The sequence below is a fragment of the Rhizobium sp. BT03 genome (genome assembly GCF_030053155.1).
GTDB lineage: Bacteria > Pseudomonadota > Alphaproteobacteria > Rhizobiales > Rhizobiaceae > Rhizobium.
In genome coordinates this window covers 111,837-125,490 of the sequence record NZ_CP125644.1, presented here as the reverse complement: position 1 = coordinate 125,490, position 13,654 = coordinate 111,837, and the positions used below count along the sequence as shown (strand labels likewise).

At 59.7% G+C, this 13,654-nt stretch carries 13 protein-coding genes; 2 read left to right on the top strand and 11 right to left on the bottom strand.

Translation table 11 applies throughout. The annotated features are described in order from the left end of the window. Positions 1 to 7 precede the first annotated feature (7 nt). From QMO80_RS30095 to QMO80_RS30065, 7 genes are read right to left on the bottom strand one after another with little or no spacing between them, the layout of a single operon-like run. Positions 8 to 988, bottom strand: coding sequence for a GHMP kinase (locus tag QMO80_RS30095; protein ID WP_283201499.1), 981 nt, complete (start codon positions 986 to 988; stop codon positions 8 to 10). Then, entirely contained in the window at positions 985 to 2,934 is a 1,950-nt protein-coding gene (locus QMO80_RS30090; RefSeq protein WP_283201498.1) for an HAD-IIIA family hydrolase, read from the bottom strand. The genes QMO80_RS30095 and QMO80_RS30090 overlap by 4 nt, the downstream gene beginning before the upstream one ends. After that, positions 2,924 to 3,865, bottom strand: coding sequence for an NAD-dependent epimerase/dehydratase family protein (locus QMO80_RS30085; RefSeq protein ID WP_283201497.1), 942 nt, complete (start codon positions 3,863 to 3,865; stop codon positions 2,924 to 2,926). The genes QMO80_RS30090 and QMO80_RS30085 overlap by 11 nt, the downstream gene beginning before the upstream one ends. Positions 3,866 to 3,897: 32 nt before the next feature. Next, positions 3,898 to 4,857, bottom strand: a complete 960-nt coding sequence (locus tag QMO80_RS30080; RefSeq protein ID WP_283201496.1) for a lysylphosphatidylglycerol synthase transmembrane domain-containing protein — start codon at positions 4,855 to 4,857, stop codon at positions 3,898 to 3,900. Continuing rightward, the gene (locus QMO80_RS30075; RefSeq protein WP_283201495.1) at positions 4,854 to 6,824 is read right to left on the bottom strand and encodes a hypothetical protein; all 1,971 of its coding nucleotides are present in this window, start codon (positions 6,822 to 6,824) and stop codon (positions 4,854 to 4,856) included. Before QMO80_RS30075 ends, QMO80_RS30080 begins: the two co-directional genes overlap by 4 nt. A 20-nt stretch (positions 6,825 to 6,844) precedes the next feature. After that, on the bottom strand, positions 6,845 to 8,083 hold the full coding sequence (locus tag QMO80_RS30070) for a glycosyltransferase family 2 protein (protein ID WP_283201494.1): 1,239 nt from the start codon (positions 8,081 to 8,083) through the stop codon (positions 6,845 to 6,847). 16 nt (positions 8,084 to 8,099) lie between these two features. Beyond that, complete coding sequence (locus QMO80_RS30065; protein ID WP_283201493.1) at positions 8,100 to 8,726, bottom strand: SIS domain-containing protein; 627 nt, start codon at positions 8,724 to 8,726, stop codon at positions 8,100 to 8,102. 257 nt (positions 8,727 to 8,983) lie between these two features. Between QMO80_RS30065 and QMO80_RS30060 the strand changes: the two genes are divergently transcribed. Together QMO80_RS30060 and QMO80_RS30055 are read left to right on the top strand one after the other, a co-directional pair. Then, a complete protein-coding gene (locus QMO80_RS30060; RefSeq protein ID WP_283201537.1) occupies positions 8,984 to 9,235 on the top strand; it encodes a transcriptional regulator in 252 nt (83 codons plus the stop codon). 2 nt (positions 9,236 to 9,237) lie between these two features. Further along, entirely contained in the window at positions 9,238 to 9,588 is a 351-nt protein-coding gene (locus tag QMO80_RS30055; RefSeq protein ID WP_283201492.1) for a type II toxin-antitoxin system RelE/ParE family toxin, read from the top strand. A 9-nt stretch (positions 9,589 to 9,597) separates the two neighbouring features. Here QMO80_RS30055 and QMO80_RS30050 read toward each other — a convergent pair whose 3' ends face one another. From QMO80_RS30050 to QMO80_RS30035, 4 genes are read right to left on the bottom strand one after another with little or no spacing between them, the layout of a single operon-like run. Then, the gene (locus QMO80_RS30050; RefSeq protein WP_283201491.1) at positions 9,598 to 10,590 is read right to left on the bottom strand and encodes an ABC transporter ATP-binding protein; all 993 of its coding nucleotides are present in this window, start codon (positions 10,588 to 10,590) and stop codon (positions 9,598 to 9,600) included. A 3-nt stretch (positions 10,591 to 10,593) separates the two neighbouring features. Beyond that, positions 10,594 to 11,421, bottom strand: a complete 828-nt coding sequence (locus QMO80_RS30045; RefSeq protein ID WP_283201490.1) for a carbohydrate ABC transporter permease — start codon at positions 11,419 to 11,421, stop codon at positions 10,594 to 10,596. Beyond that, a complete protein-coding gene (locus QMO80_RS30040) occupies positions 11,418 to 12,296 on the bottom strand; it encodes a carbohydrate ABC transporter permease (RefSeq protein ID WP_283201489.1) in 879 nt (292 codons plus the stop codon). The genes QMO80_RS30045 and QMO80_RS30040 overlap by 4 nt, the downstream gene beginning before the upstream one ends. A 59-nt stretch (positions 12,297 to 12,355) precedes the next feature. Further along, positions 12,356 to 13,639 carry an ABC transporter substrate-binding protein gene (locus tag QMO80_RS30035; RefSeq protein WP_283201488.1) on the bottom strand — a complete coding sequence of 428 codons (1,284 nt, stop codon included), beginning with the start codon at positions 13,637 to 13,639 and terminating at the stop codon, positions 12,356 to 12,358. Positions 13,640 to 13,654: the final 15 nt, after the last annotated feature.

Sequence of the window (13,654 nt, the reverse complement as noted above, 5' to 3'; positions counted from 1 at the left end):
ACAGCCTCTACTGCGCAAAGGCGATGCGCGCGCCGCTCCAGTCGAAACGAAACTCGATTTCCTTGAGCTGCGACAGCGCCTGGCGCACTTTTTCCTGGCAGTCTTTCGGGCAGTAAAGGACGAGAAATCCTCCTCCGCCCGCACCCGCGAGCTTGCCGCCGATGGCGCCGGCAGCGCGCGCCGCATCGTAAAACTCGTCGATCGCGCTGTTGGTGATCTTCGACGTCAGCGATCTTTTCATCATCCATCCGCGATGCAGCGCCTCGCCGAAAGCGCCGAGATCCCCGCTCATCAGGATGTCGCGCATTTCGTAAGCCAGTTGCACCATGCGCTCGACGGTCCGGAATTTTTCCTCGTCCGCCTCCATGGCCTGCACCTGCGTCGACAGCACAGAGCGCGTATCGCGCTGGCTTCCGGTGAAAAACAACAGGATGTTGCTCTCGAGCTCTGCCATTTTTTCGGAGCTGAGGACGACGGGCTGAACATTCACGCTGCCGTTGGAATTGAATTCGATGAAGTTCAAGCCGCCATGGGCGGCCGCATATTGGTCCTGTTTGCCGATCGGCTCCTTCAGGATATCGATTTCGAGCCTGCAGGCTTCTTCCGCCAGCAGATCCTTTGAGGCAAAGCGCGACCTGTGAGCATAGAGGGCATTGATCAGCGCCACGGAAAAGGAGCTGGATGATCCCAACCCCGTTCCGGAGGGAATATCGGCGACGGAAGCGACTTCGATGCCGGGCTCGACCCGGTGCATCCGAAGTGCCTCGCGCAGCAGCGGATGCGCAATCTCCTCAAGCGTTTCGGCAAGTTCGGTGCGTGTATATTTCAGATGATATTTGTTTTCATTGAAATAGTTGTGCACGATCACGAAGCTGTATTTGGCGATCGCGCAGGACAACACCGCGCCCGCCTGACGGCGGTAGTAGGATGCTATGTCCGAGCCGCCGCCGGCGAAGCTGACCCGAAAAGGTGCGGATGAAACGATCAAAGGATTGCCTCCTCGAGATTGATGACGATATCGGCCGATGCCCGCTGCAGATCGATTCTCGGCCACTCTTCCTGAATGCGCGATACCAAGAGTTCTTCGGCGGCAGCTGGCGTGAGGCCTTTCCAGGCGTAAAAATTATGAAAGCGGTTCGTCAGCGTCTGCTGCGACGCGTCGACGAAGACGGCCACATCGACATCTTCGCGGATCGACGCATGTCCGGCAAAGATGCCGTCCAGAAGAATGACTTCGGCGTCGCGCAGGTCATAGATGGTGGTGCCTATACGCTGACTGCGGCTTGCCGCTTCGTAACCGGGCGCTTCGATCCGCCCGGATTGGCGCAGCATGCTGACGATCTCGGGATAGAGTTCGACCCGGCTGCGTTCTTCCGCGCCCATATCAGGGTGGCGATGTTCGAGCGGCAATATCCAGCGATCGAGCTCCAGCCTCGCTACCCGGCGCCCCGCTTCCGAGAGCAGACGCTCGACCGCATGCGCAAGCGTGCTTTTCCCGGAGCGGGAACGGCCGCACATGCTGACGAGCAGCGGGCCGGCGTCATTTGAAAGACGCTGGTGAATGGCTCCGGACAGCTCCTGGCCGATATCCCGATAACTGCATTGAAAGCGAACGGCGTCATAAACCGTATCGAAGATGAGATCCGCACGTGGAAGATCGGCCGCCGCCGCGGGATAGCTCTTTGCGTCCCGCAGGCCATAGCCTGTCCGAACGCCGTAGGACCAGATGCCTGCCTTGCGGCCTGCACCGATGTCGCGCAGGCTGTCGCCGATGATGACGGATTTCTGTTTTTCGATCGGCAATTCCGTCATGGCCTGGCGGATCATCAGATCGCCCGGTTTGCGGCAGGCACAATTGATCTTGAGCGCTGCGACTTCATTGGGAAATCCTTTGTCCGGATGATGCGGACAAAAATAAATCCGGTCGAGGACGCCGCCTTCCTCGGCAAGCTCGGCTTCCAGGCGACCGAGAACATGATCCAGGCCGGGCTCATCCAGAAAGCCCTTGGCGACCTGCGGCCTGTTGGTGACCGCAACCGTCAGGAAGCCTGCGTCACGGGCGAGCCGCACGGCTTCGCCGGCCCGGTCGATCAGCGTCACCTGGTCGGGATGGATAACGCCATGGCCACCGACATCTTCGTTGAGCACGCCGTCGCAATCGAAGAAAACCGCGGGCCTTCGCACCGACAGATGTGCCGCATGAACCCGTTCCTGCCGGAGGTCCGCTTCTGCGGCAGCATGCCGGTTCGGCGACCCGGTATCCTTCATATATTCCGGCGTGTCATAAATCGCGATCGGAACCGACCGTTCGAGGAGACCGGGAATGACGTCGTGGATCATATCCGCCGTTTGCGCCGGCACGAGCGCTTGGAAAAACTGCTCGGAGGCAACATACAAACCGGCCGGCACCAGATTGCGCCAATCCGCATCGCGCGGTGTTTTGCGGGGCAAGAGGCGCTGGAGATAACCGCTCTTCTGGACGACGAGATCGGATGTGCGGGGATGATCGTTGGGATGGGCGATGATGGTCAGAGCGGCGGGAAATTGCTGACGATGACGCGTCAGCGCCGACAGATCGATATCGAAAAGCATATCGCCGTAGACAATCAGGACGTCGCCGGCCGTCATGTCCAAAGTCGTCAGGCAGCCCGCCGTGCCGAGCGGAGATTTCTCGACGAAGACCTCGATCCTGATGCCGAGTTTTTCGCCTTCCGGACCAAGGGCGGGCTCGAGCTGGCTGCCGAGGTGACCGCCGAGCACGCGCACATGCTGAATACCTTCGCGGGCCAGGATGCGGATCTGCCGCAAAATGATCGGCACGCCGGCAAGCGGCAGAAGCGCCTTCGGGATAGCATCGCCCGTCATGCTGCGCGCGCGCGTTCCAAGGCCACCGGCAATAATGATCGCCTGGCGGATCGTGTCCTCAGAAGCCATTCGCCAGAATCCGTTCGACGGCAAGTTCAACGGCTTCTGTCGATTTCCGCTTCGGAGACCAGCCCAGCGTTACCAGCCGGCTTATGTCGTAGCTGAAGCGCGGCACGTCGCCCAGCCAGCCGCGGTCCTCGCTTCCATATTCGATGGCAGCTCCGGCCGCGACCTTCGAGACCACGATTTCGGCGATATCCCGGACGGACGTCTCGCCGATGCCGCTGGCGTGAAATACCTCATAGGCGCTGGGCGCCTTGTCCCATGCGAGCAGAATGGCGTCTACGAGGTCGCCGACATAGAGATAAGGCTTGGTCTGCCTTCCGTTGCCGAGTACCTGAAGCCTCGTCGGATCGGCCTTCAACCTGTTGATAAAGTCATAGATTGCGCCATGCGTGGAACGTTCCCCAACGACGTTGGGAAAACGCAGCACGAGCGTCTTGATGCCGAACGACAGCGCGTAGACCGACAAATAGGCTTCGGCGGCAAGCTTGCTGGCGCCATAAAGCGAGATCGGCCGAAGCGGGCCGTGGTTCTCGTGAATATTTCCTTCGGCTTCGCCGAACACCGCGGAGGTGCTGGCGAAAAAAAGCCTGCCGATCTCATACTTGCGCATGATGGCAAGCAGCGTCGTCGTCGTCAGCTGGTTCAGCTGCAGATCCAGTTCCGCATTGGCATTGCCCGCGGCGATATCGGAATTGGCGGCGAGATGGAAAACGGCGTCGGGACGATCCGCCGCAACGAGCTGGTCCATGCCCTCCCGATCAAGCATATCCAGCTTCTGGAAGCGGAAATCCGATCGCCCCATCAGATGGTCTATGTTGCGCATCCGGCCAAGGTGAAGGTTGTCGATCGCGGTTACCCGATAACCCGAGTCCAAAAGACGATCGCAGAGATGGCTGCCGATAAATCCGGCTCCTCCCGTTACCAAGGCATGCATGTCGGCAGCTCCATATGATCTGTTGAGGCTCATCAGAGCGCTTTGATCTTTCCCGAGTGGGGACGCGAAAGGACGAATACACCACCGGCCAAGCCGACCACAAGCTGCAACAGGCCGAAAACCACCGACAGCGTTGCGGCATCAGTCGTGCCGATGCCGAACACGGCAAGCGAAATGATCATGCCGCCTTCCCGCAGGCCCCATCCTCCGACGGAAATCGGAACCATCGCGATCAGAAGCACAGGCGGGAAAGCGGCTGCCGCCTGACCCCAACCGAGCGGCAAGCCAAGGCCGAGAACGAGGATCTCAAGCGAGACGACACTCAATCCGTGAATGAGGAGGGTCAGCAGAAATATTCCGAGCATTCTTCGGTGGGTGAGAAAAGCTCTCAGCGCTTCGCTCAGCGCGTGCAGCTTGGCCGGAAGAAACCGAACGAAGAAATGGCGACGCCAGCTGAACACCAGGGCCGATGCGACAGTTCCCGCAACGCCAAGGGCCGTGAGTTCGGCGAGATAGGGGATTGGGAAGTCGTGCCCGTAAACGGCGCGCATGACGATCAGTCCGATCAGCGCAACGACCGCCAGTCCGAACAGAGTGAGGATACGGTCCATGACGACGCCGAGCGTGGCTTCGCCGACCGTCAGGCCGTATTTCACCGCGCCAAATATGCGAGCGGCATCACCCGGAATGGGGCTGGGAAGAGCTTGATTATAGAACAGGCTTTGCATGAAGAGTTTCGTGGCGCCTGTCATCTTCAGTCTCTGCCCAATCATTTCCGACAGAAGGCACCACCGCCACGCCGAAAGCAGGGCCTGCAGGAGCAGGAGGAAGACGCTGACCCAGATGGTCGTCGCCGACAGGGTCCGGACCGCAGCCCAGCCTTCTGCGAAATCGACCTTGCGAGCGATCCATATGACGAGGCCAAGCGCCACAGCCACTTTCAGAACCGGTATGCCGGTGCGAAGCAATGCTCGGGAGGATGGAGTCGTCACGATGCCCGATCCGCGTCAAAACGGTAAAGCTTCCAGCCGAACCGATCCGTCAAGATCAGTGAGGCGCGGGGCATCATGTGGGCTATGACGCTGTTGGCCACCACTATTTTGTCTTCTCCAACGCGTTCGGCGAGGAACGCGCTATCGGCATCGGGGGGAAGGATGAAATAACCTATGCGGTTGTCCCTGATGAAAGCATCTATATCCGACCCCGGTGCGGGCAGCACGTATCGCGGCAATTGCCAACCGCCATCGCGACCGTCGTTGTAAGCCGTGGACAATAATGTGTTGGCGGTGTCGAAAGGCTGAAAAACGGTCCGCAGGTCATGCTCCGCGATATAGCGGTACATGAAATAGGCTTCGCGGTGGCTCTCCATATATTTGTCGACACTGATCATTCCGAGCACGACATCGAACTCTTTCGCCTTGACGGGATCCATGTCGCTGCCGCCGACGCGATACCATTGGGAGATCCAGAGTCCCCCGGCCAGGACACCGATGATCACCGGGCTGGCGATCATGCATGCCGGCGAAGAGGCAATTTTCGTCAGTGGGGCCATCCGCGGCAGGACCTGCCGGTCGAGCCATTGATCCAGCCGTTCCCGAACCAGGGAGGCGCCGATAAACCCGGTCGAAAAGAACAGCAGATAGGCTGGCGTCGCCCACCGGATGTGATTGAACATAACGGTGTACCATATCACAAACATGGCAGCGGTAATCGCTGCGAGAAATGCGATGCGCCGAAAGGCCATGGCAAGACCGGTCAGGATCAAAGCTAGAGCGACGAAAGCGTTCGGCTTGCCGGCGAGGAACCAGTTGTAGAGAATATGGAGGAAGTCGCGCCAGCCTTGCAGCGTTGCGAGGTTCGTCACGAAATGCCGGTTGGCGGGATCGAAGGCCCGGCCCAATTCGAGCATGTAATCCGCCATCCAGGCGTCGGTGAGGCCCGGATGACCGAACATGAAAGGATAAATCGGATTGCCGAGAACGATCAGGTTTTTCGCATACCAGTAGCCCGCGACTGCAAGGAAGGCGCAGAGGCATGACAAAAAGAGCGGCAGCGATACCCGTCCCTTGAGAAGCGTCGGCATCAATGCCAGCCCTATCAGGCCAACCATTTGCAGTTCCGTGTATTTTCCTCCGACCGCTCCCCCCAACACCAGCGCACAATGAAAAAGCTCTGCCGGACGCCGGGTTTCCAGATAACGCCACAGGAAAAGTACGGCGGCGACCGAGAAACACGACCGCGCCAGATCCGTCATCGGTTCGCCGACACTTCCGCTGAAGAAGGGAGTGCTGAGGATCAGAGCGGCCACCAGGAAAAAACCGCATGCCCGCCAACGGCTGGCGCAGCTTGAAAGCAGCAACAGAAATCCGAAGAAAATGGCGATATTCATGATCGCCGCGCCGGTCCAGTGACCGCTGACCATCATGACGAGCGAAAACAGCAGATTGAAGAAGAGGGGGATGTTGCCGTAAAAGGGATGGTCGATCTGCGGCGACACAAATCCCGCGTGCTCGATGATGCTGTTTGCGAGCGGGATGTGGAAAACCCAGACGTCGGCAATGCCCGATGGAAACAGGGCCAGAACGCTCCATACATAGCAAAGTACGATGCATGTGAGCGCCGCCAGCACCGGAACCGGGTTTCCGGATTTCGTGTCAGCGGCAATTTTGCCAAACAGTGAGCCGAACTCGTAGAGAACGGCGACGAGATCGCGCCACCGCCAGATCATCGAGGCAGCCACGATCGGGAGAACGATCTCCCATCGCAGCCCATGAACCGCCCCAAGCACGGTAGCCGCGCCGCCGGCGATCGCCAAAGCCGGCAGAATGCCGCTGAACAGAAAGTCGGTGCCGTCTCGAAAGGGCTGATCGCAACGTCGATTGAGCCGGGCGACGATGCCTCTGTCGATCACGAGGCCCCATAATATTATGGAGAGAACCGTGCACCAGCCTACGATCATGATCGCCCCTTCCGTGGCTCCTATCCCGCCAGAGGAGGTGCAGGCTTTTTGACGGGCAGCATGACCCCAAGCGCTCGTATCATCAGCCCTGATATAAAGATCTGAAACGCTGTGATGATGAGCCAGAGCCCGAAGACGGCCCAGTTGGTCTCGACGCCGATCTCGGGCAGCACGTAGCCGTTCCCGACATAGGAATCAAAGAGCGGAACCGCCAGAAGAACGCCTGCCAGAACGGCGACAACCGATCCCCAGATCGTTGCATTGTAAGGCAGAAGCCGCTCGAAACGGGTCTGCACATGTCCCGAATAGTCGAAAATCACGCGACCGATTGCCGCCGAAACCAACATTGATTGACCAAGGACGGCCAGGGCCATGGCAAACAGCATGGCATTGGACGAGAACCGCACACCGGCAATGGACATCGGCCCGGCGAGCAGCGGCAGCATGGTTATGAGTCCGAGTGCCAGAAGCAGGAATCCCGGCCAGATGAGAAAGAAATCAAACCCGTAGACGAACATTGCCTGAAGATTACGCCAGCCTGCGCGCCACGGCTCCATCCAGCCCCGCCGCTTCATGTGGCTGAGCCGGCCTTCCGGATCCTTCAGAAAGTGGATCGGCACTTCCGTGGTCGGAAGCTCCATATGCACGGATTTCAGTACCATCTCCGACGCATATTCCCACCCTTGCGACCGAAGATCCATGCGCAGCAAGGCATCGACGCTGATGCCGCGCATGCCGCAATGGATGTCGGAAAAGCGGCTGCTGAACATCCGATTGAGGATCCACGTGGTCAGCGGCGTTCCGAAATAGCGATGCAGCGGCGGCATCGCTTTGTCTTCGATCGAGCCCTTGAACCGCGAGCCCATCACGAAGTCGGCGCCCTTCCGAAAGGCTTCGATGAACGGTGCAATCTGGCGAAAGTCATAGGTGCAGTCCGCATCACCCATGATGATGAACTTGCCGCGCACGAACGGAATGGCATCGATGTAAGCTCTGCCCAGCCCGCGCTTCGGTGTCCGTAACACGCGCGCACCCCTGTCGCGCGCGATTTCGGGTGTGCGATCGGTCGAACTGTCGACGATCAGGATCTCGACCGCCGCACCGCTTGCCGCAATACCCTCGCGGCACCAGTCGACGAAGGTTCCGATCGTCAATTCCTCGTTGAGAGAGGGAACGAGGATCGTCACTTCAGGGTTGGCGACGTCATCGTCCGGCGTCAGAAGCGTCAATTCCGGATCGTGGATGCGGGGAAAATTCATGCGCGTGATAAAGCTCTTAGGAGAGGCTGGGCGGGACGAGGCCGCAGGAAAAATCCAGTATGGCGTGGCAGATCGCGAGATGGGCGATCTCCACATAACCATATTGATCGGAAGCGACGTAGAAATTCAGATCACCGAGGGCGCGCAACGGATTGCCCGGAGCAAAGCCGCTCAAGGTGATGACGGCGCCGCCTTTTTCGCGGGTGGTGCGGACGGCCTTGGTAATGCTTTCCGACCTGCCCGAACTGCTGATCGCTACCAGCAGATCGCCTTCATTCGCATGCATTTCGATCTGCTTTGCGAATACGTTCTCATAGCCGAGATCGTTCGACAGGCAGGTCAACGTTGCGCCATCGTTCATCGCCATGGCGCGGAGGCCGCCATTTTTGGAGTAGTCGGTCGCCATATGGCTGGCAATGGCCGCACTGCCGCCGTTGCCGATGAAGATGATCTTCCGGCCGGCGTCATGGGTAGCGCGGGCAAGTTGCATTGCCTCGCTCATCGCAGTTGCGTAATCCAGGCTTTCGGCACCTGGCCGCGACGCCGTTGCATTCACAAGAACATGGCGGAGAAATGTAAAATAGCGATCGAGATCGCCGGCCGTCACGCCAAGCTCCGAAGATATGGTCTCGTTATGCGACATGCTGGTTCAGTCCCTGCGCCTTGGAAATTGGGGCGTCCTTATAGACTAAATGGTGCAAAGGCAAGTTGCCCGCAGCCCCTTTCGAGGGTTGTTGGCGAGTGTCACGGCTTTGCAACTAACGGTCATTCATCAAGCGTCCAAGCGAGAATGATCCTGAGACGGTTGCCTTTCGCGCTCGTATGAAAGGAGTGAAGGTCTGCGTGATGAATATTGACAATATATGCTACACGATGTGACGAAATGAGAAGGATATGCCGATGCCATCGGGCAGCATTCATGTGAAGGTCAGCGGGCAGTTGCAGGATCATATTCAGCAGCAGATCGGCGACGACGGCCTCTATGAAAATGCCAGCGAATATATTCGCGCCCTCATTCGCCGCGACTTGCAGACCCGTGATGAGGCGTGGGATATGCTGCAGAAGGAGCTTGCGCCGGCGATGCGGGCCGACGACAGCGAGTTTGTAGCCGTTTCGGCTGAAGACGTCATCCGCTGCAACAAGCGCCGATAGCGATGCCGGCTTATGGATTTTATCCGCGCGCCGACGCCGCGCAGGACGGGATTTGGCGTGATACCCGCGAAGCTTGGGGAGAAACGCAGGCGGACACCTACATTCTCGGGCTGCATGCTTATTTGCAGCGCCTGTGCGGGGATCGGCTGATCTGGCGACATCTCCCGCAACGTCTGGCGGTTCCGGCAGACATCCAGCGTTCGGCCTATTTCGGTCGCTACGAGCACCACTATGTGTTCTTTCGGGAGCTTGAGAATGGTGATCTCGGCGTCATGAGCATTCTTCACGAACGGATGAATCTTCCTGTCCGGCTCAAAGAGGACTTGGCGGCTCTCTCACGCAAGCAGCCGTGACGCGGGCTATCATCGGCTGCGCCCTCGAAACCGATGTTCCGCGCCCTCGACCGGGTTTGCCCAGACCGTCATGCCAGGCGCAAACCGCGTCTCGCCTTCGGCGCGCACGACCATCTCTCCTAAATCGGGAACGTCGAGATAGAGGATTGCGTCGGCGCCCAGCCGCTCCACGTGCCGGATCCTGCCCTGCCACTGCCCGCCATCCGTCGAAAGCCGGATATGTTCCGGCCTTATGCCGTAGGTCGTGCAATTCAATCGCCGCGCCGTCTCGCCCCCATAGAGGTTCATTTTCGGGCTGCCGATGAAGCCGGCGACGAAGGGGGTGGCGGGATTGCGGTAGAGCTCCATCGGGCTGCCGATCTGCTCGACGGCCCCGCCGTTGAGGACGACGATCTTGTCGGCCATGGTCATGGCCTCGACCTGGTCGTGGGTGACGTAGATCATCGTCGACTTCAGCCGGGCGTGGAGATCGGCGATCTCAAGGCGCATCTGGGCTCTGAGCGACGCGTCGAGATTGGAGAGCGGCTCGTCGAACAGGAAGACCTTGGGATCGCGCACGATCGCGCGGCCGATGGCGACGCGTTGCCTCTGGCCGCCGGAGAGCGCTTTCGGCTTTCTCTGCAAGAGATGGGTGAGCTGCAGCGTTTCGGCGGCCGCGCTCACCTTGGCTGCGATTTCCGCCTTCGGGCGGCGGGCAAGCGAAAGTCCGAAACCGATATTCTCGGCAACCGTCATATGCGGGTAGAGCGCATAGCTCTGAAACACCATGGCGATGCCGCGCTCGGAGGGTTCGGCATGGGTGACGTCCTTGCCGCCGATCGTCAGCGTTCCCGACGTCGTCTCCTCCAGACCGGCGATGATGCGCAGCAGCGTCGATTTCCCGCAGCCCGACGGGCCGACGAAAACGACGAACTCGCCGGAGGCAACCTCCAGATCGATGCCCTTGATCACCTCAAGCGCGCCGAAGCTCTTGCGGACCTGTTGCAGTGTCAGCTCGGCCATTTGCTACCCTTTGACTGCGCCTGATGTCATGCCCGCGACGATCTGCCGGTTGAAGAAGATGAAGACGATGAGCGGCGGGATCGTCACCAGCAGGATATTCATGAAGAGCAGATTGTACTGGCTCGTATACATGCTCTGGAAATTATAGAGCGTCAGCTGCACCGTCACGTTCTCCTTGCCGGGAAGGTAATAAAGCGGGTTGGTGAAATCGTTGAAGATCGCGATCGACTGCACGACGATATTGGTCACCGTTACCGGTTTCAAAAGCGGCAGGATGACCCTGAAGAAGATTTGCCGCGGCTTGGCGCCGTCGATCAGCGCCGCTTCGTCGAGATCGCGCGGTATGGTCGAGATGAACGACCGATAGAGCAAGATCGAAAAGGAGAGATTATAGGCGACCTGGATCAGGATCATTCCGGTCATGGTCTTGAAGAGACCGATCTCCTGCAGGAGGCCGATGGTCGGCACCACGGCCGGCGGCATCATCAGGCCCATGAAAAGCGCAACGGAAGCCACCTTGTTCCAGACCGTCCTGCGCCGCTGCATCACATAGCCGACCATCGCCGAGAGCAGGAGGAGGATGGTGACGGAGACGACGGTGATCAGGGTGGAGTTGAAATAGGCAAGCACGAGCTGGTAGTCGCGGGCCTTGAAGACGGCGGTCAGATTGTCCCAGAACAGCCATTGCCCGGGCAATTCGAAATCGAGGCGGGAGGCTTCGGACTTCGATTTGACTGCCTGAAGAGCGACGAAAACGAAGGGCATCACGAAGATCATGGCCGCCACGGCAAGGGCGATCGCGCCGGTCACGTAAGGGCGGACGCTTCTCATTCTTCGACCTCGCGCCGGTTGAACCATAAGGTGATGGGCAGGATGATCACGGCGATCAGCGCGAACAGGATGACGTTTCCGGCCGTCGACAGGCCATAAAAGCCGGCCTGGTACTGCTTGTAGATGACCGAGGCGATCACATCCGAGGAGAAACCCGGCCCGCCGCGGGTCATCGCCCATATCAGGTCGAACGACCGAAGCCCGCCGATCAGCGACAAGGTCACCACGACGAGGGTGGCGGGACGCACGAGCGGCAGGGTGATGCGGAAAAATTGCTGAAGGCGCGTGGCTCCGTCGATTCTCGCCGCCTCGTAATAATCGGGGCTGATAGCGGCAAGACCGGCGATGAAGATCAGAGTGGCGAGGCCGACACCTTTCCAGACATCGACCAGGGCGACGGAAAAAAGCGCCAGCGCCGGATTGGTGAGCCATCCCGGCCCGGGAATGCCGAGCGCCTCGAGCGTGACATTGATGATGCCCCTGGTCGGGTGCATCATCACCGTGAAGGTGATGCCGATGCCGATCGTCGAGACCAGCACGGGAAAGAAGACCAGCGTGCGCAGGAAGCCGCGGGCAAAGATATTGCCGGTCAGAAGGACGGCGAGCAGCAGCCCGCAGACCGTCTTCAGGCCCGACGTCGCCACCGCGTAGATCAGCGTGTTGACAAGTCCCTTGACCAGGAAGGGTTCGGAAAAGAACTGCTGAAAATTTTCGAACCCGATGAATTCGGCCGTCGAAAGATCCCAGCGCGTCAGGCTGAACCACAGAGACGATACGGTGGGGACCAGGAACAGCACGCCGTAGATGATTGCGGCGGGAATGAAAAACCACAGCGGGTAGGGCGATTTGCGCGAGCGGGGGCGTGTCTCGGTCATATCAATCTCTTCGATCTGTGCAACCTCGCCCCTTCGCGAGCGAGGTTGCCGAAAGACCGCTACCAGTTGGGCAGGCCGAGCTGCTTGGCCTGCTTGCGCACATCCTCGTCATAGAGTTTCGCCGCCTCGGCGGGCTGGCGAATGCCGGAGCCGACCTCGACGGTGATCTGCTCGAGCGCCGGCCCCTTGACGGGCGACACGAATTCCAAGGCGGGAGTCGTCTTTCCCTCGGCCTCGAAATAGGGAAGCATGTCCTTGATCGCGGGCGGGACGTCGGCCGGCAGATCGCAGCCGTCGACCAGGGAAGGCCCTTGAACGGCGTTGGTGTCCACCATGATCTTGCAGCCCTCGACGCTTCCGGCGAAATCGACGAATTTCCGCGCTTCCTCGGCATGCTGGCTGGTCAAGGGAACATAAAGGCCCGGCGGCATCCAGACCGTCAGGCCGTTCGTGGCCGCATCGTCGCTCGGCTGAGCGAAAAAGCCGACATCGCCAAGATTCTCCGGATAATTCTGTTTGAGCGCGCCGACGGCAAAGCTCAGCATCGGGTAATGCGCGGCCTCGCCGGTCGCCACCATTTTCAGGCCGTCATCATAGCTTGCGGCGCCGAAATCTTCGTTCATCAGGCCGGCGTCGTGAACGTCCTTCAGCCGCTCGAAGCCCTTCATCGCCGCCGGCGTCTCGGCATATTTCGCCTTGTTGGCGGTATAGTCGGCGGCGAAGTTCGGCACGGCGGCGTGCAGATTGTAATAATCGGCCAGAACGAACAGCTGCGAGGTCCAGGTGTCGCGATAGGTCTGCGCCACGGCGACCTTGCCTGACGCCTTGACCTTGGCATTGTTCGCCATGAAATCCGCCCATGTCTTCGGAACGGAGAGGCCGAGGTCCTGGTAGATCTTTCTGTTGTAAAGGATGCCGCCGGCCATCGCCGTGCCGAAGGGAACGCCGTAGAGCTTGCTGTCGGCGCTGACGACCGCCTTGAAGCTCTTATCCACCTTCGCTTGCGACGGCAGGCCGGTGAGATCGACCAGCGTCTGCGCGGGCTTCAGCGCCTGTAACAGCGAGCCGGAATTATAGAGGAACACATCGGACATTTCTCCGGTCGCCAGGCGCGTCTTGATGATGTTGTCGCCTTCGCCGCCGCCCGGCCGCTGCTCGATTTCGATCGTCACGTCGGGCGCCTTGGTCTGATAGGCGGCGACCAGGGCCTCGGCCGCGGCGACCGTATCGGGGTTGTTGTCGATCAGGAAAGACAGGGTGGTTTCTGCCTGCGACGGGCCGGCCGCGACCAGGGCCAGAAGCGTGGATGCGCCGGCGAGAATGCGCTTTATCCGATGTGTCATGACGTTCCTCCTCTG